This window comes from Domibacillus indicus (assembly GCF_023715895.1).
Lineage (GTDB): Bacteria > Bacillota > Bacilli > Bacillales > Domibacillaceae > Domibacillus > Domibacillus indicus_A.
Genome location: NZ_JAMBOO010000023.1, coordinates 1 through 22,990, shown reverse-complemented (window position 1 = coordinate 22,990; position 22,990 = coordinate 1). Strand labels below are relative to the sequence as shown.

Here is a 22,990-nt window from a genome sequence, read left to right as displayed (position 1 = left end):
TCACATTGTTCTGTGTTTTTGTTGTATATTGTGACAAAGACATTTAATATATAAGGGTAAATCCCCTTTTGAAAGGATGAATCTGATGTTTGATAAAACAGATCAGCTTGCGGTCACAACGATCCGTACGCTGTCAATCGACGCAATTGAAAAAGCAAATTCCGGCCACCCGGGTTTGCCAATGGGTGCAGCGCCAATGGCGTACGCGCTTTGGACAAAAGTAATGAATCACAATCCAAAAAATCCAGAATGGTTCAACCGGGATCGATTCGTACTTTCAGCAGGTCACGGTTCCATGTTGTTATACAGCTTGCTTCATCTTGCGGGCTACGGTCTTTCGCTTGATGAAATCAAAAATTTCCGTCAATGGGGAAGTAAAACTCCAGGACACCCTGAATACAAACATACACCTGGCGTAGAAGCGACAACCGGTCCGCTTGGACAGGGTATTGCGATGGCAGTGGGTATGGCAATGGCTGAACGCCACCTGGCATCTGTGTACAACAAAGAAGGACATGAAGTGATCGGCCACCATACATATGCGCTATGTGGTGATGGTGACTTAATGGAAGGTGTAGCATCAGAAGCAGCATCACTTGCGGCGCACTTGAAATTAAGCCGTCTTGTTGTTCTTTATGATTCGAATGATATTTCACTGGATGGAGACCTTGATAAGTCATTCTCTGAAAGTGTGGAAGGCCGCTTTAAAGCATACGGCTGGAACTACATTCGTGTTGAGGACGGCAATGATCTCGAAGCTGTTACAAAAGCGCTTGAATCAGCGAAACAAAACGAGAACGCGCCAACCATGATTGAAGTAAAAACAGTGATCGGCTATGGTTCTCCAAACAAATCCGGTAAATCAGCTTCTCACGGTGCACCGCTTGGTGAAGATGAAATGAAGCTGACGAAAGAATACTACAAGTGGACATTTGAAGAAGACTTCTATGTTCCTGAAGAAGTAAAAGAGCGTTTTGAACAGGAAACGGTTCAGCGTGGTGCTCATGCGCAAGATGAGTGGGACAAATTATTTGCTTCGTATAAAGAAAGTTATCCCGAATTGGCAGCACAGCTTGAAAAAGCGATCAACGGCGAGCTGCCAGAAGGCTGGGAAGATGGTCTTCCTGTTTATGAAGAAGGAACATCAAACGCAACGCGTAACACATCTGGTGAAGCGTTAAATGCGATTGCAAAAGCTGTGCCGACATTTATCGGTGGTTCTGCTGACCTGGCTGGATCAAACAAAACAACGATCAAAAACACAGCAGACTTTTTGCCAGGCAGCTATGAAGGCCGCAACATCTGGTTTGGTGTCCGCGAATTTGCGATGGGTGCTGCAATGAACGGAATGGCCCTTCACGGCGGTCTGCAAGTGTTTGGCGGAACATTCTTCGTGTTCTCTGACTACCTGCGTCCAGCAATTCGTCTTGCAGCGCTGATGGGTCTTCCTGTCACATACGTGTTTACACATGACAGTATCGCAGTCGGTGAAGACGGTCCTACACATGAGCCGGTCGAACATCTTTCTTCATTCCGCAGCATGCCAAACCTGTCTGTAATTCGTCCGGCAGACGGTAATGAAACAGCAGCAGCCTGGAAAGTGGCGCTTCAAAGCAAATCAACACCAACAGCTCTTGTGTTGACCCGCCAAAATCTTCCGGTTCTTCCGGGTTCAAAAGAGCAGGCGCATGAAGGTGTCCAAAAAGGTGCTTACACGGTCGTAAAAGCCGAAAAAACACCAGATGTTCTTCTTTTGGCAACGGGTTCAGAAGTCGGTCTTGCTGTAGAAGCACAAAAAGTTCTTCAAGGTGAAGGTATTCACGCAAATGTTGTCAGCATGCCGTCATTTGACCGCTTTGAACAGCAGGATGCTGCGTACAAAGAATCCGTTATCCCGAAATCAGTGAAAAAACGTCTTGCCGTTGAAGTTGGTTCTTCATTTGGCTGGCACAAATACACAGGTGATGAAGGAGACATTTTGGCAATCGATCAATTTGGCGCTTCTGGACCTGGTGATCTTGTGATGAAAGAATTCGGCTTTACCGTGGAAAACGTTGTGGCCCGCGTAAAAGCTCTTTTAGAAAAGTAAATAAAAAAGCTGTCCGGAACCTCGGTTCCGGACTTTTTTTGTCACGATTCTGCAAAAATTTACAGCCTCTAGTTGTATAATGGGCGCTGGTTTAGTACACTTTGAATAGATAACTTGAAGGAGGAACACGTTTATGTTTGGGTATGTGCTTACGGCTGTCCTGGCGCTTGCTGCTGGTGTAGCCCTCGGATTTTTCATCGCACGCCGTTACATGATGGATTACTTAAAGAAAAATCCACCGATTAACGAACAAATGCTGCGTATGATGATGATGCAAATGGGTATGAAACCATCACAAAAGAAAATCAACCAAATGATGGCACAAATGAACAAGATGGAGAAGAAGTAATTTGCCTTTAAACCTTGATACATCAAGGATTTGGGCTATTTTCGAACTTTTTTAAGCCATTGTTCATTTGGATGTTTTTGTTGAAAAGGTTAATCCTTCTCCACAAATTCAGCCGTATTTCGGTTAATTTCTCTTTTAGATAACGATAACCACCTTTTCTTGTGAAAGATTAACCAAGGAAGGTGGTTTTTTTATGGAGTTAGAAGATGTAATTGAGGAATACATCTATTACTGTTTAGCAAAAGGCTTTACGAAAAAGACTTTGATTAATAAGAAACAGGAACTCAAGAACCTTAAACTATACCTGAAAGAGAAGCGGGGAATTTCACAGCTTCAAAATATTCACTTAGATGATTTGAGAGCCTATATCCGCTTCAAGTATCAGTCGGGGCTACAGCCGCAAAGTGTTGTCTCTATGTATAAGATGGTTTCAGCGTTTTTTAATTGGTGTGTCCGTGAAGGATATTCGGAAGAAAATTTAATGAAGAAGGTTGAGACATCCAAAGTACCGAAGAAAGTCTTGAAGGGCTTTAACGTAGACGACATATACAGCATGATAGAGGCATTTAGCTATAAGTCCTATCAAGAAGCCAGGAACAAGGCAATCATCGCCATGCTGGCGGACTGTGGGCTTAGGGCGATGGAAATAAGGACATTGCCTTATGAGAATGTAGGAGAAACGTCGATTCTTGTATATGGGAAAGGGAATAAGGAGCGTACTGCCTATATTAGTCCTGCTTTGAAGAAAGTGTTAGTGAAGTATGAGAGAATCCGTAGAGAGTATGTAAAGGATAAGATACTTAAGGAGGATACGTACTTTTTATCTTATCAAGGACGAGGACTTTCTCATGTGTCTTTAGATAAAGTGATAAAGGAAGCAGGGGGACGGGCAGGAGTCAAAGGGAAACGAATTTCGCCTCATACGTTCCGTCATTACTTTGCCTTAACGTTATTAATGAATGGAATTGATATTTATTCCCTGTCACGCCTGCTAGGACATACGAGCATTTTAACTACTCAGAGGTATCTAGAATCATTGACAGATGAAACTTGTAGTTTTATATGTTAAAAGACAGCTAAATTTAAACAGCTGCCTTTTTACTTTGGCTTGCTATATGATAAAATAAGGGGGAAAAGTAGGGCACTGCTAAAGGATAGCTGCGAGACAAAAGAACAAAAACAAGACAGAGCAAATCCAACAAACCTATATATATCAACTGAATTTTTGTCCCAGTAGCTCAGCAGGATAGAGCAACAGCCTCCTAAGCTGTAGGTCGTAGGTTCGATTCCTATCTGGGACGTTTTTGGAAAAAAGGTGATATATCGATGATCTCAGATTAATGATAATTTGAGATCATCCGCATATATTAACCTTTTTTTGTGTTTTTAGAGTGAGCGTCAGACCATGTTAATTCAATAGAATATTTAATATAAAATGAAAAACATCAATACATGTACGTGGTTTAGGAGGAAGTAAGTTGAACAGTTTTATCGTTATGCAAGGTCGTACTTACCAAGAAGAAAAAGATTTAGGAATCATTTGGTCACCACAGCAAGGTAAGGGAAACACTGTACCACATTCATGGCTGCGAATGAAAGAAGTAAAAAAGGGAGATCAAGTATTTCATTATGTAAAAGGAAACATTGTGGCTGTGAGTATTGCCAAAGAAGACTGTAAGGCAGCCAGTAAACCAGATACTTTGCAAGGTCATAGTGAATGGGAAAATGATGGGTATTTAGTGAATTTAGAATATCATGAATTAGATAGAGCGGTTAATGTGCGTGACAAGTTTGAGGAAATCCTACCGTTGCTGCCTGTCAAATACTCACCATTCCAGGATGATGCAAATGGCAATCAAGGCTACTTATATCCATGTAATGAGGAATTAGCCATCAAATTACTTGAGCTAATTAGCGAGTTGAATATTTATCAAGTAGATAAAGAACAATTGGAATTGTCCATTGATGATGTAAGAAGAACAGAACACAATACATTAATTCCAGTGATTGCTGAGACTGAATCTGAAGTGAAAACGAAAATTCGATTGGGTCAGCAAAAGTTCAGAAAGGACTTAATGCCGTTATGGGAAAGTAAGTGTGCCCTATGCGGTATAAACTTATCAGAATTACTAAGAGCCAGCCATTCAAAACCTTGGAAAGACAGTACAAATGCAGAACGTGTAAACCCGTATAACGGCGTTCTACTTTGTTGTAATCATGATGCTCTTTATGATAGAGGCTTAATTGCTTTTGATGGTCAAGGACGTTTGCACATTTCCTCAGTGATCTGTGAGGAAGACTATCCACTGTATGGCTTGATACCATTAACTAAGATACGGATTCACTCTGAAAATAAGGTGTTTTTTAAATGGCATAAGAAGAACATATTTGAAGCGAATCAAGCTCTTGTCCGAGAGAGCCATATAACAGATGTGGAAGAGACAGAACAACCAATGAATTCAGATGAGTGATTAACCACTTTCCATTGGAAATCCTGCTTAATCGTAGACAAAGAAGTCAATTTAAGGTATATTTTTCGTACACAACTTAAGGAGTTATCGTTAGCTGGTGAAGCCCGCTACATCAACGTTTACGTATGATGATGCAAATGGGTATGAAACCATCACAATGAGCGAAATTTGATTAATTTTTCATAAAAACTAAGATAACCGCCTTTTTCTGGTGAAAGATACACCATAAGAGGCGGTTTTTTGTGTTGTTAGAAATACTATGGGAGAGTGTGACTTTCACTGTGTCCTTAAAGGCTATACGAAAAAAAGATGATAAACAAACGCCAGGAATAAAAGCAGCTAAAGGGATTTCTCGAGAAAAGGCGTGGGATACAACAACTCAATAAATAGCATCCACACAGACGATTTGAGGGCATACATTCGTTTTAAGTAGCAGGGAGGCTTACAACCGCAAAGTGTGGAATCAATGGCTAAGATGATTGCGGCTTTTTTTAATTGGTACATTAATAAGGGTATTAAAATGAAAATCAATGCGGAAAATGGAGCTGCCAAAAGTAACGAAGAAAATAATGGAAGAGTTCAGCGCTGATGAAGTTTTCGGTATGATTTAGGCGTTTGATTACTTTTTTTACCAAAACAAAAGGCGAGAAATAAAACTTTTATGCTATGCTGGCTTAGGACAATGGAGATCAGAACACTCCCTTGTTTAAATGTAAGATGATATGGTACTATTAAAGTTTAATAGAAATTTTGAAGCGAAATGAGGAAACGATAATTGAGCATCCTAACCGTAACAGATTTAAGTCATGATTTTGGCGATCGCGTTATTTTTCAAAACGTATCTTTTCGTTTGTTAAAAGGGGAACATATTGGATTAGTTGGCGCTAATGGCGAAGGCAAATCGACGTTTATGAATATTATTACCGGACAAATTCAGGCGGATGATGGAAAAATTGAATGGTCCAAAAATCAGCGGGTCGGTTATCTTGACCAGCATGCCGTTTTAGAAAAAGGAAAAACGATTCGTAATGTCCTGAAAACAGCTTTTCAATATTTATTTGACATGGAAGCAACTATTAATCATATTTACGGCCAAATGGCCGATGTAAGTCCAGAAGAAATGGAAAAAATGCTCGATGAAGTTGGAACCCTTCAAGATATACTGACAACCAATGATTTTTACACCATTGATGCAAAAGTGGAAGAAGTCGCGAGAGGACTCGGCTTAGATGGGATAGGGCTTGAAAAAGATGTGTATGATTTAAGCGGAGGGCAGCGGACAAAAGTTCTTCTGGCTAAGCTTCTTCTTGAAAAACCTGATATTTTACTCCTCGATGAGCCAACCAACTATTTGGATGAAGTGCATATTGAATGGTTAAAACGCTATTTGCTGGACTATGAAAATGCGTTCCTTCTAATCTCCCATGATATCCCTTTTTTAAACAGCGTTGTGAATATTATTTATCATTTGGAAAACAAAGAATTAACCCGCTATGTCGGAGATTACCATAACTTTTTAAAAGTTTATGAGGCAAAAAAACTTCAAGTAGAGGCAGCCGCTAAAAAGCAGCAACAGGAAATCGCCAACTTAAAAGATTTTGTAGCGAGAAACAAAGCACGTGCTTCAACAAGCAGCCTGGCGATGTCCCGGCAAAAAAAGCTGGATAAAATGGATATTATTGAAGTGGCAGGAGACCGGCCAAAGCCTGATTTCCGTTTTAAAGAAGCAAGAACATCTGGGAAGCTAATTTTCCAAACGGAAAAGTTAGTGATCGGCTACGATAACCCACTTTCCAAGCCGCTTGACCTTTCGATGGACCGTGGCCAAAAAATTGCTTTGGTCGGGGCAAACGGAATTGGAAAAACTACTTTGTTAAAAAGCATACTCGGTGAAATCAACCCTCTTTCCGGAAGCGTAGAGCGGGGAGACTATCAGTATATCGGTTATTTTGAGCAAGAAGTAAAAAAAGAAAACAATAACACATGCATTGAAGAAGTGCTGAATGAATTTCCGAGTTTAACGCAAGGCGAAGTCCGGGCGGCATTAGCAAGATGCGGATTAACAAGAAAACACATTGAAAGTAAAATATCCGTACTGAGCGGCGGCGAAAAAGCAAAAGTACGGCTTTGTAAACTGATGAACCGGGAAAGCAATGTTCTCGTTTTTGACGAACCGACCAACCATTTGGATGTTGATGCAAAAAATGAATTAAAACGGTCGCTTAAAGAGTATAAAGGAAGCATCCTCTTGATTTCCCATGAGCCTGAGTTTTATCAGGACATCGCTACAGACATTTGGAATGTGGAATCCTGGACAACAAAACAAGTGCAAAATACGTAACAGCAGTGCAGCTTTCTTTATTACAAAAGGCCAGATCAGCTTCTATACTGATTCGGTCTTTTTTAAAGTAAACTCCTTGCTCCGCTCGCCTCAAATGAAATTGCTATATTGGTTTCAGCGAGTACTGCCAAAAAGTGCCGGCTGCAGCGGTATTTGACACAGCGTTCCATCAAACAATGCTTGAAAATCATTTCTGTAAAGCCTGCCTTGCCGTATGAGTATTGTCAACAGCTTCCAAACCTGTAGGTAGCAGTTTTTGTTTTTATCTAGGATTGTTATTAAAGAGAGATAATTCTGACACGCCTCTAGGGGCGTGTTTTTTGTTTTGTAATTAAAGCCCTTTTAAATAGAAAGTTTCATCATTTTAAACTTCTTTTCTGGTTTTTACATAGACAATTATCATTTATCGTGGTATATTTTCGAATAATAGATTAAGCATTTTCTTGTCTGGATAAAGCCCGTTGTATCAACGTTTGCGTATGATGATGATGCAAATGGGTATGAAACCATCACAAAAGAAAATCAACCAAATGATGGCACAAATGAACAAGATGGAGAAGAAGTAAGAATCCACTTGTATCAATGGTTCAAACTGTATATAAGTCAGTATTGATCCATTGTTCATTTGTTTGAATCGTGGAAAAGGTTAATCCTTCACCACAAATTCAGTCATATTTCGGTTAATTTCTTATGTAAATAACGATAACCATCTTTACTTGTTAATTGATTAACTTGGAAAGGTGGTTTTTTTGCGTGGACTTAGCAGAAGGCTGAATTCTCTCGCTTTCAACGTGACCACGGTGGACGTGGAAGAAGACATGGAGCCGTTTGAAATCGCTCCTGGAACTCAGTGAGACGATGGCAGCGAGTTTGAGAGTGAAATGTTCCCTGATAAGGAGCTGTATGCCCGATATGAAGAGCGGGCTGAACAGAAAATGCCCAAAATGGGGGATATTTCAGTACGTTCGGCACTCACCATTCACCGGGGAACATTTAAACTTTCCACTTATTCGGATCCGTTCCGACGAATGGCGAAAAGGCATAGACCTTTGGAGCAGAATTACCAACACCTAAAGAGAAACCCGCTGGAACAGTCGTTTTCTATTGAACAGGAGAAAAAGCTGGAAACCGAATCTTTAACAGGGTAGTACCATGGATGTACAGTGTATTATTCCTAAAAGAACTCCTTAGAGAAGCAGGAGTTCTTTTTTGTTTTCGTTTTCTAGCTAACTAAAAAATGAAAGAATGCAGTCATTTGTTCATTACTTTTATTGATTTTGATGCTTCTGCAATTCAAGTTATAAACGATACAGAGCTACTTATCATGTTTGGGACATTTGCCTTGCAGCGAATGGCTATTTTAGCAACAGGAAAGAAGATTTATCGCATTACGGGCCAGAAGACTCCTTCAAATTGCTTCGCAATTAGTGGGAGATGAATGGCCACTTTTTTGTGTTTGCTGCTTGGTAGTTGAAACGTATGTTTCCTTTTTGATATACTGTATTTGTTAAATACTGGAGGTGAATCGAGATGATGTTGAATTACCGGTTCGAAATTTTTCCGACTGAAGAACAAAAAAGCACGCTTCACTCATGGGTCAACCTCTGCCGCCAGCAGTATAATTCCGCTCTTCTCGATAAACAAAGAGCCTACCAAAAGAATAAGAAAAACCTGGCTAAATCTGATCTCAGTACCCTGTTAACACTATCCAAGAAGCATCATCCATACCTTAAAAAAGTGCCTTCTCAGCCTCTTCAGGAAACACTGGACAGGCTGGGAAAAGCGTTTGATCAATTTTTCAAAAAAGAAGCACGCTACCCAAAGGTGAAAACACATAAAGACTACCATTCCATTACATTTACACAGTTTGGCATGAGTAAACAAAAAGATAAAAAAGGAAAGGTTCATACTGTCCGTCGGGCCGTTTCCTTCGGAAAAGGGGGAAAGCTCCTCATTTCTAAGCTAGGCTTAATAGATATCCGCCTCCACCGGAAACTAGATGGCAAAGTAAAGCAGGTGATCATTAAGCGCCAGAATGGGCGCTGGTTTGCTATTTTCTGTGTCGAAAGACAGGCAGAGCCGCCGCAGGCTGTCCATAAAGCCTCTAAAACAGCCGGTATTGATGTCGGCATCAAGAAATTTGCCGTCCTGTCGAACGGCGAAGAGATTCTAAACCCGGGCTTTCTCCGTAAGGAGGAGAAAAAGCTCAAGCGTGCTCAGAAGAAACTTTCAAGAAAGAAAAAAGGCTCCTCAAACTGGCAAAAACAAGTGGCCAGGCTGCAGAAGCTTCATGCCAGGGTAGCGAACCAGCGGAAGGATTTCCTGCATAAAGCATCGTTCCGCCTGGCAAACACCTACAGTGTCGTTTGTGTAGAAGATTTGAACATCCGCAATCTGGTGAAAAACCGGAAAGTGTCCAAATCGATTCATGATGCAGGATGGGGAATGTTCCGCCAGTTCCTTGCGTACAAATGCGAGCGCAATGGCGGCCAGCTGGTCAAAGTGAAGCCGCATTTTACCACCCAGGACTGTTCAGGCTGCGGAAAAAGGGTGAAAAAATCCCTTTCCATCCGAACACATGCCTGTCCGGATTGCGGTCTTGTGCTGGACCGTGACCACAATGCTGCCTTAAACATTGAAAAAGCCGGGCTGGTTCAGATCGGACTTATTCCGGCAATATAATTCCTTTACAAACTGTAGGTCGAGGTCCCGCCCGAACAGTATAAAACAACGCCTGTGGAGATAATGTAAGACCCTGTTCGGAAGAACAGGGCAGATATCGATGAAGCAGGAAAATCAATGAAGTCAGAGTATGTTTTTTCATGTTTCTGGCAGAGATGCTCCATCAAATTGCGCAGCAATTAGTTGGAGAGGTTCACACGATCGGTGAAACTTATGAAACGAGAGAGATGTCCGTCAAAAGCGGCGAACATCCAAAAGTTTATATAATACAAGGGTACTGGGAAACCCAGTTTCATAGAATTGACCTAAAAGATACAAACTTAAACCTGGCCATTTTACCAACGTCAAAAAAGTTGTCACAAGGTGCAACAATCAAATAGGCAAAGCCGCATCAATAGCTGGTGAACCTCTCCACCTAAATCAAAGATTTTGATGGAGCATCCCTTGTCTTGAATACGGTACAACATCAGCCAGTTAAGCTTCCTGCGGAAGCCCGAGTGCATGATGGAGACTAATGAACGAAGACAAGGTCTGGGATGTCCTTATTGCCAGATCAGGAACTTTTGCCTGAAGAGACAACCATTTCGTTTCCGAAGTGAATTTTTGAAAAGCCCGAATGAAGTAGCGGGCGCCGATATTATACGAAGCAGATAAATCCGCGTGATAGACTTTGCCCGTTGAAAACACGACAAGGTCTTTTTTGGGGTTCCGTTCCACCTTTCCAGAGCCATCGAACGCCAGGGCGCTGGTGTTCCGCGGATTGATCCGGGAAATGCGCATGCCAAGGTAGTGCACCATTTCCTCCACTTTGTTCTGGATGCCTATTTTTCGCCACCCGTGAAGCTTGAAACGAAGTTTCCTGGCTCCATAAAACCCCTTTGGGATTTTCATTCTGCCCAAGTACTCGAATACGATAACGTCACAGCCATGTTTTGCCGCGAACTTTACAATTTCATGGCTTGTGTGACGGACAATATGCTGCTGGTACCCATTGATCTGCCGCCAAAAATTCGGCGCCTGAATACGGCCGCTTGCCCGCTGGGCTTTCCGCAGTTTGTTCGTTAACGTCTGCAGACGGTCTTTTTCTTTAGGCTGGTTAATAAATGTCCGGCCTAAGACAGTGCCTGTTGCATCGATAACCGAACAAACCGCAGAGTTCGTCAGTCCGAGGTCTACTGCACAAACTTTTTGTTTTTGAATAGGTGTTTTCGTTAAAGTGACTTTATTTTCATAGCTGATGGAAAGAAAGAATTTCTTTCCCCGCTTAATTAGCTTAGGGTTGTTCTCTTTCCACTCCCAGACACCACGCTTATAATGATCCTGCTCTTTAAATTCGATATCCATCCATACCCAGTCATTCTGATGGAATACCTTTATTTGCGCGGTCGTATTAGATGTTCTATTGAACATGTTTCCGCGATAAAAAACGGGGAATTCTTTATGTTCCAACTGCAGACGCGGAGGCTGTTTCTTAAATTTCTTCCCTTCGGAAAGAGCATACTTCTGCTCTTTTTCCCAGTTTTGATAGTTAGAGCGGAAGCTCTTTACTTTGCCAAAAGCAGAAGCAATGGCACTTCTGCGGAAGTAAGACGGAAACTTATAAAAACGTTCGTTAAACTCTTTGTATTTAGGTTGAGGGTTTGATTTAGTTGCGTGAATCAGTTTTTCTACTGCCGGCACAATCGACTTTGTTGTCAGGTCGTCTGTATTATCAAACTCTTTGTCGATAACCCTAATGATGAAGGACAGGGCGTCATTGTAAATATCCAGCGTAGCATGGAAGATTTCCGTCTGGTTTGTAATTTTGTGCAGCAGCGACTTCGCAACTTTCATGGCCAAACCCTCCTTTCCATTTTTTAGTCCTTATGATACATTGATCGTATCAAAATGGAAATCACTTGTGAAACGAAAAGAGAATCAGTATGAATGATGATAAGTAGGAAGTGGCAATCGGTATAATAAAAAGATAGAAGAACAAGAAGAATAAAGACCTTAGCGCCTAACCCCACTAAATCGGAGATTTTGAAGGGGAATGCGGCGCTAATTTTTTGTTCAATTCATTGAGTGAACCGCTGGTCCATCAGTGGATAGTAGCAGTGCGATAAACAGGATAGCTTTTACCCGCATAGTAGATTGTACCGGTCTGTACCATTCCAAAACGTTGGGCCACACGAACGCCATTGTCAGAAATAAAGATGCCGCCAATTTCCACTATGTTAATTCCCCTTTCTTGTAAACTCTTTAAATAGAGGGGGATGTCATTCAACAAGCATTTGGAGAATTGCGAACGATTTGTGTCTTCAGTATCGACCATTACAGTTGTCCAATACAAGTATATGTCTTTTGGTTCTTTGTAATCTACTATATAATCAGCAAGTTCTTTTTCATCCAATGTACCGTGCAGAACTTTTTCATAGACATCCTTTTCTAAAGGTAAAAATGCGTAGTGTCCTTTTAAAGCACCGTTCGTTTCAAGGACTCGAATCACTTCCTCATTACGGGCCAAAACCTTCCTTATAATTTCTTCAGGGACATGCCACTGCTCTGGATAGAGACGATACTCCAGTTGGAGTACCTCCCGAATGTCTGAATTCAATCCTTTTCTAACTTTCATATATCCTCCGAATTTATAATAATATGACATGTTATCGCTAACATGGATTTTAAAGACTTGTATTTTCAGTGTTTGCCTAATTCCATATTAAGGGTGATCTCCCTAATTATAAATATATATTTGTTTATACTAAAAAGTACAGTATAAATAATAGGTTAAGAATAGCGGAATAAAGGTAGAAGATGTGTTGTCTCCAATGTATTATAAGTTTCTAAGATCTATAACATATACAGAGAATAGGGATTTGAGTCAATCAGTTGGAGACAAAAAGAATAGGGATTATGCTGCCTTTTAAGTTTGACTAGCGAAAGCTTTGGGAGTCAGCTTTTAGTAAGATGGATGGGAATTCTAACTGAGGTAGGGATGGAATGGATTTTCAACACTAAATCAGACAGCTTTTTTAAGGGACGATCGTTTGTATTCAATCGGGCTTACATAGCCTAGTGTTCCATGAATTCGCAGCTTGTTAAACCAGTTAATATAATCACTAAATTCAAGCGTAAGGTGCTCCAGGCTATCCAACTTCATTTGGCTGATAAATTCTGTTTTGATGATTTTAAATGTGGCTTCCGCCACGGCATTATCATATGGACAGCCCTTCATGCTAAAGAGCGGCAATCTGGAAGGCGGCTAATGTCTCATCGATTAGCGATTTTTAAACTCGCTGCCACGGTCGGTATGAAACATCGCGCTTTAATAAAATTGTCTCCTTCTTTCACTGGAACTTTGATGATTATCTTTTAAATAATCATGGTCGGATCTTGATAATAACAAGGGCTTTCTTGATACGAATACTAGTGAACCAATAAAGCCGACCAACAAAAGCAGGGACAAAATCCATCCGAAAAGTTCAATTGGTACCATACGTGAACACCTCCTTTTTTATTCGAATTGTTGAATTGTAGTATAACGGATGCGAAAAAAATTAAATATTAGTTTGTTAGTTTATTTTACATAAAAAAGTGTAGCTAAAGGCTTGGTAACCTTGATAAAAAGCAAAGAATAGTACAAAGAGGTTATCTTACAGAAAGAGGAAAACGAGCAGCACGGAGTTGCTTGATTAATATGGGAGGGGCTCTTCCTCTTTCAGATTACCGCAAACAGCTTAGTCTCTTTTCTCCCAATAGTAGCTGAAAGTGATAACAGTTGAAAAAAGGAGGAACATAAAAATCCATAAAAACAAGGGATAGCTCATAGTATCAGCTCCTTGCAAGTATTTGGGTATTCTTATGTCTGGCTAAGCGAAAACTTCGAACTAGCAGATTGATTGATAGATAAAATAGTTCGTCTAAATTAAATAGAAGGCGTGGCAGCTTTATTAAAGATTGAAGAGTGGATAAGAAGTGACAGTAGCGAAAATAAAAAATGTGTGAAGTGCTTTAAGAAATTTGTTCATTGAATTATTCATTTACCCAGTAAAAAGAAAATGAATCACTATTTTCTAACTTTAGGTAAAAGAAAAAGTTTAAGTGAAGGGGTGGGAGCCTTGATAAGAATAAGAGTGTTCGAAGGGATTATTACACAAAATGAGTAAGATAAGCAGTATGGCGCTGCTTAATCACTATGGTGGGATTCCCCTCCTTAATAGTAGACCGGTAAGGTGAAACAAAGGAATTTCATTTTTTCCCTTTGCTTTTGTTATTAGTGGCGAATATTGCGATAAAGGTACCTGAAAAAATAGGAATTCATAAAATGATCCCCATTTTATTAGCTCCTAACTTTAGTTTAATAAATATATATATGTCGGAGAATGACAAAAAATTCTTTAAAGATAAACACCGAAAAAATCGAAGTCAAAAGCGAAGAAGTTTGGTGTGCAGTACGGCCAAAAAATTGAATAAAAGGGGTGGCAGTCTTGAGATTTTTCAGAGAGATTAGGTTATTTTTGATGTTGAAGGTGAGCCAACTTCCCAGGATTTCTGACTTCGAAGAAAGCTTCTATAGCAGGGGATCGGGCAGGAAGCAGTGGTAATAAAATATAAAAAGGGGAGTGGAGGCGGAAGCGTTGACCTTAAGTTTAAAGCAATAGGAGTGAAAATTTGAAAGGTGAAACAGTAGAAACTTGAGGGGCATTGCTAGGTGAAAAAAGTAACTATTCCAACCAAGAATAATTACTTCAAAAATTCCTGAATATGGGCAAAAAGGTATATGGGTAAATTTGGTATGTATAGCGATGATAAAGAAAGTAAAATACAACTTGCCGAATAGTGAACTTTCATATATTATTCACGTCCCACTTTTTTTAGGTAAGACACATATAATAGAGTCCAAAAATTTTGCGTGTATTGCAGGAGAATCCATGAGTTTATCGCCTTTTTCCTCCCTAATATAGCTTGTATTTTTGCTTATTAAAAAAGGGGGAAACAGCCTTGGAGATCGGAGAGTGGAAAAAAGCCAAAATTGGGGAGGTTACAGTCATCGGATACGTCAGTCGAATTGATTATTACGAAAGTCAAATTGAAATAGCGATAGTGGGCAGAATCAAAAACGGCATAATGAAATGGGGAACGCCAACAAGGTTGCTATTTAGGGAGCATCGTCTAGAACCCCTTGGCACACTGCTGGATAATATTCAGGATAAAACAGCACTCATTGATCTAGCACTTATGACAAAGGACAAGAAATGGTTTGAAGAATTGACGGGAGGATTAAAAAACGGCATATCAAGGAGTAGTAACAGTGCAACAATGGACACCTGAGAAAGTAAAACTTATTGTGATAAAAAGTTCGGATCAAAGCGTCCGATACATGTAAAGAAGGCAGAGGAAGAAGATGCTCTTCGTTTTTCTAAAAAGGGTGAACGCAAAAGAAATGATTTGTGTCTGACAAGGCCAAATAAGCAGCAATACGAGAGGTATCTGAAACAAGGTCTTACGGAAGAAAACATTATTAATCAGTATCCTCAGCTGACAATTGTATGGTTACAGGAAGGAAGAAGCGGTGGGGATTTGCATAAAAAAGACAGCCAGGTTGAGGTCTGACTGTAGACAAGGTTACGAGTTATAGGAGTAGAGGTTGGGTTGTAACAATACCATTATGTCCCGTAAGATGAAATTTCATACAAGAAAATAAAAAAGCCAAGAAGCTTACCAGGCTCCAAGGCCAAAATAGGAGCATCGAGAACGCTAATTATAGGGGATCTCCTTAACGCCTTGATATTGGTTATTTTCCACATTTTAAGAAAAATATGAAAAAAGCCGAAGAGCCCCTCGATTTAAGAAGAACATCTATTTTGAAATTGATATTGAAGAATCAGCTCATCTAATTGTTCACTGTAATGTAATGTTTCTTGGCTACCAAGGCCATATATCTTAGCATTTAAAATCATTAGTCGACGAAGTTTGTTAATTTGGACAGCCAACACCAAGCTAGATTGATTGTTTATCATACTGTATCCCCTGACTCATTTTTTATTAAAAACAGAACGGAAAGAGCATAAAATAATTCAGCAATAATAACAATACATTCGACAAACGTTCTAAAAATATGCTTTTTTAAGCCAAATAAAAAGCCGAGAAAAGTCCCGGCTCTTTAAAGGGACTGACCCCATAGAGTGAGACAAATAAAAACACCTTAAAGTTGAAAAATGGGTATGTAAGTATCTAAAAAGCCAACTTGGAGGTGTTTTTCTTTATGGGGACGAGAGTAAGTTATCCGGCAGAAATAAAAATGAAAGCTGTACAGATGAGACTAGCTGGAGTGGCTGTTAAAGAAGTGATGAAAGAATTAAATATTCGAAACTATACACCGCTTAAAACATGGATGAAATGTACAAAGCAGGTGAACTTCATCGGTTTGAACAGCCGGTGGGCAAGCAGTATTTCTTAGGAAAAGGGCCTGAATATAAAAGTGAAACAGAGAAATTACAGAGAGAAAGTCGGTATCTGAAACAGCAGATTGAAGTCTTAAAAAAGTACGAAGAATTGGAGAGGAAGTGGTGTAAACATAGAAAAGTCCGTTCGGAGCGATTCTAGCAGGTTTCTATCAATTATTTAAAAAATATTTGAAAATAGTTAATCCAATTAAGCTGCTTGCCTTCTTTGCCATAGTATAAGGAAAGGAGGTAGATAAATGGTTAATTTTTTTGAAGAAATTAATATCTCGTTGGAGATTTCTAACCCTTATAATGACGAATCCATTACTTTTAGCGGAAGAGTATTGAATTGGTTTATGGAAAGATCGAATCCTGAAGGACTAAAACAACTCTTCTTCTATCAAGCAGTACATGGTGAAGGTACTGGAGATCTAGGAAACAACTATGATTTTGCTGGGGTTGCCAGTGAGATTATAAATCTAAACTATCGAGAAATAGAGGTAGCTGAGATTGAAGCAAGGAGCAAGGTAATTTCTGAAGACCCTGCACCAGGTTTCACATTAGTAATTAACAATAAAATAACTATTAATCCAGATGAAGATATAGCTATGGATACTAACTTTTATTCTGGGTATTGGTGATACACAAAAAAGCCCGGCGACTTGTTCCTGCAAAATTCGATCGCTCTGCAGTCGTTAGAGCGATCGATCGGCTCAGAGTTTATGGAACACGCAAACAAGCCGCATTATTACGTGGAATTAACAGCAAAAGCAGAGTAATTCACCTGCGCGGTTGAAAGGCGGTTGAATGAAAAATAACAAACGTAAACAGTCCTAGCCTCAGCACCAGGTGAATATCTTGTAGTAGACCGGCATGTCCAGCTCAAACGCAGCATCGGAAGTGGGATATGTTCAGCCGGAATCCGAAAGTACGGAAGGAGGGCTGGGGCATGAAACAACGTTGGAAGAGCTATGGATTGTGGATCGCAGTTGCAGCGCTTGTCGGTATGGTGCTGCAGGATTTTGGTGTAGTGATCCCATCGGAAAGGTACGATGCTTACGTAGATATCTTACTAACGATCGCAGTACTGGCCGGAATCATCAACAACCCATCAGGAACCAATGAAGAAAAGAAATAGCGAGCGGCCTCCGGGCGGCTCATTTTTATTTTATCCCGAAAGGCTGGCGATAAAAAAAACGATCAAATCGGGAAATTAAAGGCGCTGTTCGGTGCTGTTGATAATGTCGTAAAAAACATAGGCAGCAAGGGCCTTAGATCATCTCCACATGCGTTTTTTATACTGTTCGGGCGGGAACTCGACCTACAGGTTACAGGTGTAAAAGAATTATTTTGCCGGAATGAACTCTGTCTGGGCCAGCCCGGCTTTTTCAATGTTTAAGGCGGCAGTATGGTCGCGCTCCAGCACAAGACCGCAATCCGGACAGGCATGTGTTCGGACGGAAAGAGATTTTTTTACTCTTTTTCCAAAGTCCGAACAGTCCTGGGTTGTAAAATGCGGCTTCAATTCGACCAGCTGGCCGCCATTGAGCTCGCACTTATACGCCAGAAACTGGCGGAACATTCCCCATCCTGTATCATGAATCGATTTGGACACTTTCCGGTTTCTCACCAAAGTCTGCAAAGGCTGGAAAAGGTAATGTGAAGGCTTCTAAGCCTAAGGATAGGAATAGCAAGGGTATAATACAACACAATCAGCTTGCCACTTTAATGATGATAAGTTATTTGAATCAGATCTTAGCAGACCGGAGACTCTATCATCATTACACTCACTTTTAATGCATTAACTCATACAGTTCGTGCTACATTATTGGCGGGTCAAGCCAGGTAAGGGAGGATAAAACAATGTTTACATTTGAAATTGAGCAGTTTGAACAAGTAAAGGAGGAAGTTGCTGTATGATTCGAGTTGCCTTTTTGCTGAATGTTATCCGGCCAGTGTATATCGCGGATTTTAAAGAAGATGGCACTTTGGTACGGAATCTTGATGGAGAAATTCTAGATCCTGGGCTTTCAGAAGAAGAGCTGGAGGTAACGTTTGAAGATAAAACTGTCATTTTAGTCATTAAGCATTTTGAAAAGGAAAAAGAATTGTGGACTGAAAGGGCTCGACTGGCAAAAGAGCACAGGGTTTATAAAAGCCGCATTCAACTTCTTTTCCTCGATCCGAATAAAAAGCCTGTTTTACCGCCGGAGGAGGAAGTGGACCAAGAATAGTAACAAACTGCTACAAACAGTATACTCCACCATATTATTATCAAAAAGGAGTTGGTGCTTATAGCAACAGCTCCTTTTTACATAATTTAAGCTGGTTATTCAGAAGTCGTTTTACCTTCAACTGTTAAAAAGTTTTTACTTTCATTCCCAAATGCATCTATTGCGGTGACCTTAATGACATAAGTGGTATCAGGTTTTAATTCTTGAACCGGAAGTGTCATTGTTTTTGGTACAGGATCCACATAATAGTCGGAAAAGGCTTTAAACTCTGAGACAGTTTTCCCCGTTTCCTTCTCTTTTGTGACTACTTTATAAGAATGAAGAAGTAAGTTGTCATGAGCTTGGTCAAACTTCATTTCCAGACTTCCCGCAGTACTCTTTTCCTCTATTAAAGTAATAGTGTCCTTCTTATTAAATGACGGTTTGATTTGATCTCTTGAGTCGGTGTATTCAAACTTGTGATCCTTTATTGGCAATTTAATGACCCATGGTTCACTGGTCCAGTCATTGTTATGAAAATCACGACGCTTAATGACGACTTTGTTTTTATACGCTTCTACAACTAGGCCTTGGCTTATCTTTTCATTCCCAGGTGGCAGCTCTCCTTGAAGATAACCCGCCTCTGTCCACATATAGTTCACGGAAGAGGTACCAACCGTCGTGAAATCTTTTTGATCTATCGTTCTCGGATCATCTAATGGGTAATGGGTATGGCCGGAAAAATGGATTACTTGTGGATATTTTTTTAATGTATCATAAATCAGCTGGCCATTTGCCTCGGTACCCCACTCACTGCCGAACACCGTATTTTTCATCGGGTGATGCATTAAGACGAATATAGGTTTTTGAGGGTCATCTTTTGCGGCCTTCTTCAACTGCTCCCCGAGCCATGTAATTTGCTGTTTTGAATAATATCCTTCTGTTAAATCATCTTCTGGTGCAAGAATTATAAAATGGTAACCTTTAACGACCTTGTGAGAGTAAATAGATTCCATTCCCGTTTGTGCGAGAAACCTTTTTTGGGCATCACTAAAAGATAACCCGTTCCAGTAATCATGATTGCCAATCGCGGACAGGGAAACCGCTTCTGATTGTTTATTCTTATTATAAATTGAGAAGAAACGGTCGTATTGTTCCAGTGTTCCGGAATCTGTTAAATCTCCGACTATAGCAAAAGAATCTTGTTTTGGAGCTTGCTCATTCAACTGGTTAAAAGCATTCTGGAACTTTTCTAAGTCGTCAGTGCCGTTGTCTTTGATATGTACATCACTAATTACAGGAAACACCAGGTCAGGTGTCTTTTCGTTCGAGTCCTTAGCAGAATGCTCCGAAGCTTGAACTGCCGGGGAGAAGCAGCTTGCAACATATCCAGTCGCAATGAGAGCAAATCCGCACACTTTCATTTTACCGAGAAATTGCTTTTTCATAACATCACTCCTATTCGCTAGTTTCTCTCTTATGGTAACGATGATTTGTTAAGTAAATTAAAGTTTTTCGTAAATTGCGCCAACCGACTTCGAAATAAGGGAAAAGACCTATGGGCCGACAACTACCTTAGTATGAATACAGCCAAACCCTTGTGAGCTCAATTAAATAATTGGTGCGCTTACTGTATTTAGTTTGATAACAGCATTAATCGTGTTTGTATCTGCGAAAGAGTCGGCACAAGAATATCCTAGTACGGTAGACGAAGCTTTATCGGAGAAATTTACTCAAACATTCCGGTCAAATTTTGCAAGCAACGATGGCATTGTGTTGTTTGACCGGGTTGAAATCGTGCTGAACCAGCATGTCGCAAAGATATACTCGACTGTAGTGTCAACAGACGATGATGCAGTGCGCCAATTGGCGGTTAATAAACTTGGCTCGATGGTAGTCAATCATTATTACTAATACGCGGAATATTATGCTTTTACCGACTTGAATAACATTCGTATTTATGGGAGTGAACGGTAAAAATCTTGGTTATACATTCAGCGATTCGCTTTTGTCGGCGGCTTTTTTGTGCGCAATATTTTTACTCCGGTCTTATAACGTACTTACTGCCGCCCCATTTGACTCGATTGTTGCCGGGTTAACATTGCCTTGTACAATCGTTAATGAGCCGAGGTGTGACGCTGTTTTAGAAAAGTGTTAAATAAAATAACCCCGCCGGACTAAACCGGACGGGGCTTTTCATGCGCCTGAGTGATCGCCTTGCTTTCCGCAATTAGTTTTATCAAGTCGCTGCGGTCGATTAATCTCACGTTAAGCCGTTCCGCGCAGTTGCAGGCGTTTTTGGTGAACGTATTATTCGTTATGACCCATGCCTCGTCTGTTCGATAATACCCTTTAGCACCGCTTACTTCCTGGACAGCTTTAACTCCAACAGCACTATTATATCGCTTCGCTTGGACTGCGATGGTCCGGTTTTCCTTGCGCAGCAACAAATCGGCACCATAGTCGCCGGTTGCGGGAGTATATTGCACTGTATAACCATTAACCGTGAACAAAGCGCCTAAGTATTGCTCGAAATGGATACCGTCCATACGGTCGATTTCATCTAATCCTGCCTGCAGTAATTTTCGTTTCTCCTCATTCTTTACATACCAGCAAAGTAAAAAATACGGTATCGCTAAAAGAACGGCGAGCAGGGCATAGCCGATAAATACTTTAATGTTTCGCAGGATGAATAAAAGAATGATGGCGTAAAGCATGTAAATTGACATTTTGTCATATCTAAGTCTTTTGCTGCGCCTTTTTGCCACTATCTCAGCTCCCTAAAGGATGTTTAACCCGTATTATTTGCGCTTTTATACAGCTTTATTCCAAAAATAAAAACGCCTGCTCCTCGAGGGGCGTCTTTTTGTGTTTATATAGAAGTTATGCCGAAGCAAATTCAGTTGAACAATTTGTTGACTAGCGAAAACTAAATAACGTAACTCTACGGGCGGTCCCACGGGGGCGGCTCGTTTTTGTGTTCAAAACGAATAAAGAGCACGTTTGAAGGGCTAAGAAAAAAGAAAACAGTCGCAGCCTCAACGCTGGGCGAATATCATGTAATGAACGGTACGCTCGGTTTAGGCGCAACGGTGGCTATCGGTAAAAAGTTTGACTGGAGTCGAAGTACAGAAGGAGTGCTAACACATGACAAACCGATTTAAAAACTACGGATTGTGGGTCGCAGTGGCGGCGCTTGGAGGTATGGTGCTACAGGACGCTGGAATTGTGACTGCGCCGGAAAAGTATGATGCCTACGTAAACATAGGACTGACGATACTGATTGCGGCTGGCATTATCAATAATCCGTCAAATGGAAGCGGTTACAAAGATGAAGAAAAATAATGAGCGACCCCACGCGGGTGGCTCTTTTTTTATTGCGAAAATGGAAGAAAACGTGCGACAAACCGATTGACTTAACGTCTGACATACCGGTGACTTGACGCTGGGGGAAATGGAAGAAATAACGGAATGGGAGAGCGTTTCCTTGACAGAGTAGAAGTCGCTGGTTCGAACCTAGTAGTCATCCTGCTGTTGTTCTGGAATTAGTATGAGGCATGCTTCGTTCCTATGATGCAACAACCCGTTAAAGGGAAAATTAACAATAACAGAGGATCAATTACCTGCTGCTAGTTTCCCATAGATTATCTGGGAAAAGAAGTGGCGGTTTCTGTTGATACATACATGATATATATATACGGAACGGTTTGGTTATAGCAGCTGCTTCTTGTCTATGGAGACCTGGTAGTTTTAAGAAGTTGAACATCCTTTGATTTAGGAATAAATATGAAGTACATACAGCTACATGTCATTAGTGTATGGAACATGATGAAATCTAGAGGTCAATGAGAAGGACTCAAACACTTTTTAACCAAACTTTTACAATCTTAACATTCATTCCTTGTTACAATAAAACCGATAAAAGAAAGGGGAGAGCATTTATGTCAGCAGAAGACAAAGCCTTAAACAGAAGCACACGCCTTTTTGTTGATCCATTCATCGATATTCATTTATCAATGACGGGCGATAAGGATGTAATTGATGGAACCGACGCTCAAATTAGTGCGATCAAGATGTTACTGGGGAACCTAGATTTCGAAGCTGAATACAATGATGATCCAGAAGCCATCCTAAAAGGATACCTTTCTGTTTTAGACGAGATCGGCAGGCTGCTGAAGACTCGTATGGACGTTTTCCCAAAAGAGCAGCGTAATATTGAGGTGGTTCGTAACTTTTTGAATGGAATGTTGTTGAGTAGAATTTATGAGCAGGAATCATACCAAGGAAGTTTGGATTGTCAACACTAAATCAGACAGCCTTTTTAAGGGACGATTGCTTGTATTCAATTGGGCTTACATAGCCTAGTGTTCCGTGAATTCGTAGCTTGTTAAACCAGTTGACATAGTCACTAAATTCG

The 22,990-nt window shown here is 40.5% G+C and carries 24 protein-coding genes, 1 tRNA gene and 2 pseudogenes; 18 read left to right on the top strand and 9 right to left on the bottom strand.

What is annotated here, in order from left to right:
- Positions 1–85: 85 nt before the first annotated feature.
- From tkt to M3221_RS20480, 9 genes and pseudogenes are all read left to right on the top strand, one after another.
- Positions 86–2,089: a transketolase gene (gene tkt, locus M3221_RS20515; protein WP_251273548.1), complete on the top strand. Its 2,004-nt coding sequence runs from the start codon at positions 86–88 to the stop codon at positions 2,087–2,089.
- 133 nt (positions 2,090–2,222) lie between these two features.
- Entirely contained in the window at positions 2,223–2,438 is a 216-nt protein-coding gene (locus tag M3221_RS20510) for a YneF family protein (protein WP_050182786.1), read from the top strand.
- A 193-nt stretch (positions 2,439–2,631) separates the two neighbouring features.
- The gene (locus tag M3221_RS20505) at positions 2,632–3,507 is read left to right on the top strand and encodes a tyrosine-type recombinase/integrase (RefSeq protein WP_251273547.1); all 876 of its coding nucleotides are present in this window, start codon (positions 2,632–2,634) and stop codon (positions 3,505–3,507) included.
- Positions 3,508–3,665: 158 nt separating this feature from the next.
- Positions 3,666–3,739 (top strand) — tRNA-Arg (locus tag M3221_RS20500).
- A gap of 177 nt (positions 3,740–3,916) precedes the next feature.
- Positions 3,917–4,909, top strand: coding sequence for an HNH endonuclease (locus M3221_RS20495; RefSeq protein WP_251273546.1), 993 nt, complete (start codon positions 3,917–3,919; stop codon positions 4,907–4,909).
- 466 nt (positions 4,910–5,375) lie between these two features.
- Positions 5,376–5,498 (top strand): hypothetical protein, encoded by a 123-nt coding sequence (locus M3221_RS26400; protein WP_285881526.1) that lies wholly within the window; start codon positions 5,376–5,378, stop codon positions 5,496–5,498.
- A 186-nt stretch (positions 5,499–5,684) separates the two neighbouring features.
- On the top strand, positions 5,685–7,250 hold the full coding sequence (locus M3221_RS20490) for an ABC-F family ATP-binding cassette domain-containing protein (RefSeq protein ID WP_251273545.1): 1,566 nt from the start codon (positions 5,685–5,687) through the stop codon (positions 7,248–7,250).
- 467 nt (positions 7,251–7,717) lie between these two features.
- Positions 7,718–7,816 (top strand): annotated as a pseudogene (locus M3221_RS20485) (YneF family protein); the annotation flags it as partial.
- A gap of 964 nt (positions 7,817–8,780) precedes the next feature.
- Positions 8,781–9,932, top strand: a complete 1,152-nt coding sequence (locus M3221_RS20480) for an RNA-guided endonuclease InsQ/TnpB family protein (protein ID WP_251273544.1) — start codon at positions 8,781–8,783, stop codon at positions 9,930–9,932.
- Between the two features lie 474 nt (positions 9,933–10,406).
- Here M3221_RS20480 and M3221_RS20475 read toward each other — a convergent pair whose 3' ends face one another.
- From M3221_RS20475 to M3221_RS20460, 4 genes are all read right to left on the bottom strand, one after another.
- On the bottom strand, positions 10,407–11,765 hold the full coding sequence (locus tag M3221_RS20475) for an RNA-guided endonuclease TnpB family protein (protein WP_251273543.1): 1,359 nt from the start codon (positions 11,763–11,765) through the stop codon (positions 10,407–10,409).
- A 247-nt stretch (positions 11,766–12,012) separates the two neighbouring features.
- Entirely contained in the window at positions 12,013–12,546 is a 534-nt protein-coding gene (locus M3221_RS20470; RefSeq protein ID WP_251273542.1) for a hypothetical protein, read from the bottom strand.
- A 387-nt stretch (positions 12,547–12,933) separates the two neighbouring features.
- Positions 12,934–13,149 carry an IS3 family transposase gene (locus M3221_RS20465; protein ID WP_285881556.1) on the bottom strand — a complete coding sequence of 72 codons (216 nt, stop codon included), beginning with the start codon at positions 13,147–13,149 and terminating at the stop codon, positions 12,934–12,936.
- Positions 13,150–13,239: 90 nt separating this feature from the next.
- Positions 13,240–13,410 carry a hypothetical protein gene (locus M3221_RS20460; RefSeq protein ID WP_251273540.1) on the bottom strand — a complete coding sequence of 57 codons (171 nt, stop codon included), beginning with the start codon at positions 13,408–13,410 and terminating at the stop codon, positions 13,240–13,242.
- Between the two features lie 1,505 nt (positions 13,411–14,915).
- On the opposite strand from M3221_RS20460, the gene M3221_RS20455 reads away from it, so the two are divergent.
- Complete coding sequence (locus M3221_RS20455) at positions 14,916–15,245, top strand: IDEAL domain-containing protein (protein WP_251273539.1); 330 nt, start codon at positions 14,916–14,918, stop codon at positions 15,243–15,245.
- A 515-nt stretch (positions 15,246–15,760) separates the two neighbouring features.
- Here the strand turns inward: M3221_RS20455 and M3221_RS20450 are convergent.
- Positions 15,761–15,934, bottom strand: a complete 174-nt coding sequence (locus M3221_RS20450; protein ID WP_251273538.1) for an aspartyl-phosphate phosphatase Spo0E family protein — start codon at positions 15,932–15,934, stop codon at positions 15,761–15,763.
- 245 nt (positions 15,935–16,179) lie between these two features.
- On the opposite strand from M3221_RS20450, the pseudogene M3221_RS20445 reads away from it, so the two are divergent.
- The 3 genes and pseudogenes from M3221_RS20445 to M3221_RS20435 all read left to right on the top strand — a co-directional run.
- A pseudogene (locus M3221_RS20445) lies at positions 16,180–16,481 on the top strand (IS3 family transposase); the annotation flags it as partial.
- A 136-nt stretch (positions 16,482–16,617) separates the two neighbouring features.
- The gene (locus M3221_RS20440) at positions 16,618–17,001 is read left to right on the top strand and encodes a hypothetical protein (RefSeq protein ID WP_251273537.1); all 384 of its coding nucleotides are present in this window, start codon (positions 16,618–16,620) and stop codon (positions 16,999–17,001) included.
- A gap of 308 nt (positions 17,002–17,309) precedes the next feature.
- Positions 17,310–17,498 carry a holin gene (locus M3221_RS20435; RefSeq protein ID WP_251273536.1) on the top strand — a complete coding sequence of 63 codons (189 nt, stop codon included), beginning with the start codon at positions 17,310–17,312 and terminating at the stop codon, positions 17,496–17,498.
- Between the two features lie 207 nt (positions 17,499–17,705).
- On the opposite strand, the gene M3221_RS20430 is transcribed toward M3221_RS20435, so the two are convergent.
- Entirely contained in the window at positions 17,706–17,975 is a 270-nt protein-coding gene (locus M3221_RS20430) for a zinc ribbon domain-containing protein (protein WP_396395143.1), read from the bottom strand.
- A gap of 301 nt (positions 17,976–18,276) precedes the next feature.
- Here M3221_RS20430 and M3221_RS20425 point away from each other — a divergent pair, with 301 nt between their 5' ends.
- Positions 18,277–18,594 carry a hypothetical protein gene (locus tag M3221_RS20425; RefSeq protein ID WP_251273535.1) on the top strand — a complete coding sequence of 106 codons (318 nt, stop codon included), beginning with the start codon at positions 18,277–18,279 and terminating at the stop codon, positions 18,592–18,594.
- Between the two features lie 95 nt (positions 18,595–18,689).
- On the opposite strand, the gene M3221_RS20420 is transcribed toward M3221_RS20425, so the two are convergent.
- Entirely contained in the window at positions 18,690–20,021 is a 1,332-nt protein-coding gene (locus M3221_RS20420; RefSeq protein ID WP_251273534.1) for a metallophosphoesterase, read from the bottom strand.
- Between the two features lie 211 nt (positions 20,022–20,232).
- On the opposite strand from M3221_RS20420, the gene M3221_RS20415 reads away from it, so the two are divergent.
- A complete protein-coding gene (locus M3221_RS20415; protein ID WP_251273533.1) occupies positions 20,233–20,487 on the top strand; it encodes a hypothetical protein in 255 nt (84 codons plus the stop codon).
- Positions 20,488–20,750: 263 nt separating this feature from the next.
- On the opposite strand, the gene M3221_RS20410 is transcribed toward M3221_RS20415, so the two are convergent.
- The gene (locus M3221_RS20410; protein ID WP_251273532.1) at positions 20,751–21,302 is read right to left on the bottom strand and encodes a restriction endonuclease; all 552 of its coding nucleotides are present in this window, start codon (positions 21,300–21,302) and stop codon (positions 20,751–20,753) included.
- Positions 21,303–21,548: 246 nt separating this feature from the next.
- Here M3221_RS20410 and M3221_RS20405 point away from each other — a divergent pair, with 246 nt between their 5' ends.
- From M3221_RS20405 to M3221_RS20395, 3 genes are all read left to right on the top strand, one after another.
- Entirely contained in the window at positions 21,549–21,737 is a 189-nt protein-coding gene (locus M3221_RS20405) for a hypothetical protein (RefSeq protein ID WP_251273531.1), read from the top strand.
- Positions 21,721–21,918 (top strand): holin, encoded by a 198-nt coding sequence (locus M3221_RS20400; protein WP_251273530.1) that lies wholly within the window; start codon positions 21,721–21,723, stop codon positions 21,916–21,918. The genes M3221_RS20405 and M3221_RS20400 overlap by 17 nt, the downstream gene beginning before the upstream one ends.
- A gap of 596 nt (positions 21,919–22,514) precedes the next feature.
- Positions 22,515–22,880, top strand: a complete 366-nt coding sequence (locus M3221_RS20395; protein ID WP_251273529.1) for a hypothetical protein — start codon at positions 22,515–22,517, stop codon at positions 22,878–22,880.
- Between the two features lies 1 nt (position 22,881).
- Here the strand turns inward: M3221_RS20395 and M3221_RS26905 are convergent.
- On the bottom strand, positions 22,882–22,990 hold a 109-nt coding region (locus M3221_RS26905), incomplete at its 5' end, for an IS3 family transposase (RefSeq protein WP_396120282.1).

What these genes read in the sequence shown, in the direction of transcription:
- M3221_RS20440 (WP_251273537.1), top strand. Translation starts at nt 16,618, where the DNA reads ATGGTTAATTTTTTTGAAGAAATTAATATCTCGTTGGAGATTTCTAAC.
- M3221_RS20510 (WP_050182786.1), top strand. Translation starts at nt 2,223, where the DNA reads ATGTTTGGGTATGTGCTTACGGCTGTCCTGGCGCTTGCTGCTGGTGTA.
- M3221_RS20475 (WP_251273543.1), bottom strand. Translation starts at nt 11,765, where the DNA reads ATGAAAGTTGCGAAGTCGCTGCTGCACAAAATTACAAACCAGACGGAA.
- M3221_RS20395 (WP_251273529.1), top strand. Translation starts at nt 22,515, where the DNA reads ATGTCAGCAGAAGACAAAGCCTTAAACAGAAGCACACGCCTTTTTGTT.
- M3221_RS20480 (WP_251273544.1), top strand. Translation starts at nt 8,781, where the DNA reads ATGATGTTGAATTACCGGTTCGAAATTTTTCCGACTGAAGAACAAAAA.
- M3221_RS20425 (WP_251273535.1), top strand. Translation starts at nt 18,277, where the DNA reads ATGATTCGAGTTGCCTTTTTGCTGAATGTTATCCGGCCAGTGTATATC.
- M3221_RS20470 (WP_251273542.1), bottom strand. Translation starts at nt 12,546, where the DNA reads ATGAAAGTTAGAAAAGGATTGAATTCAGACATTCGGGAGGTACTCCAA.
- M3221_RS20450 (WP_251273538.1), bottom strand. Translation starts at nt 15,934, where the DNA reads ATGATAAACAATCAATCTAGCTTGGTGTTGGCTGTCCAAATTAACAAA.
- M3221_RS26400 (WP_285881526.1), top strand. Translation starts at nt 5,376, where the DNA reads ATGGCTAAGATGATTGCGGCTTTTTTTAATTGGTACATTAATAAGGGT.
- M3221_RS20505 (WP_251273547.1), top strand. Translation starts at nt 2,632, where the DNA reads ATGGAGTTAGAAGATGTAATTGAGGAATACATCTATTACTGTTTAGCA.
- M3221_RS20420 (WP_251273534.1), bottom strand. Translation starts at nt 20,021, where the DNA reads ATGAAAAAGCAATTTCTCGGTAAAATGAAAGTGTGCGGATTTGCTCTC.
- tkt (WP_251273548.1), top strand. Translation starts at nt 86, where the DNA reads ATGTTTGATAAAACAGATCAGCTTGCGGTCACAACGATCCGTACGCTG.
- M3221_RS20435 (WP_251273536.1), top strand. Translation starts at nt 17,310, where the DNA reads ATGAAACAACGTTGGAAGAGCTATGGATTGTGGATCGCAGTTGCAGCG.
- M3221_RS20410 (WP_251273532.1), bottom strand. Translation starts at nt 21,302, where the DNA reads ATGTCAATTTACATGCTTTACGCCATCATTCTTTTATTCATCCTGCGA.
- M3221_RS20460 (WP_251273540.1), bottom strand. Translation starts at nt 13,410, where the DNA reads ATGGTACCAATTGAACTTTTCGGATGGATTTTGTCCCTGCTTTTGTTG.
- M3221_RS20465 (WP_285881556.1), bottom strand. Translation starts at nt 13,149, where the DNA reads ATGAAGGGCTGTCCATATGATAATGCCGTGGCGGAAGCCACATTTAAA.
- M3221_RS20400 (WP_251273530.1), top strand. Translation starts at nt 21,721, where the DNA reads ATGACAAACCGATTTAAAAACTACGGATTGTGGGTCGCAGTGGCGGCG.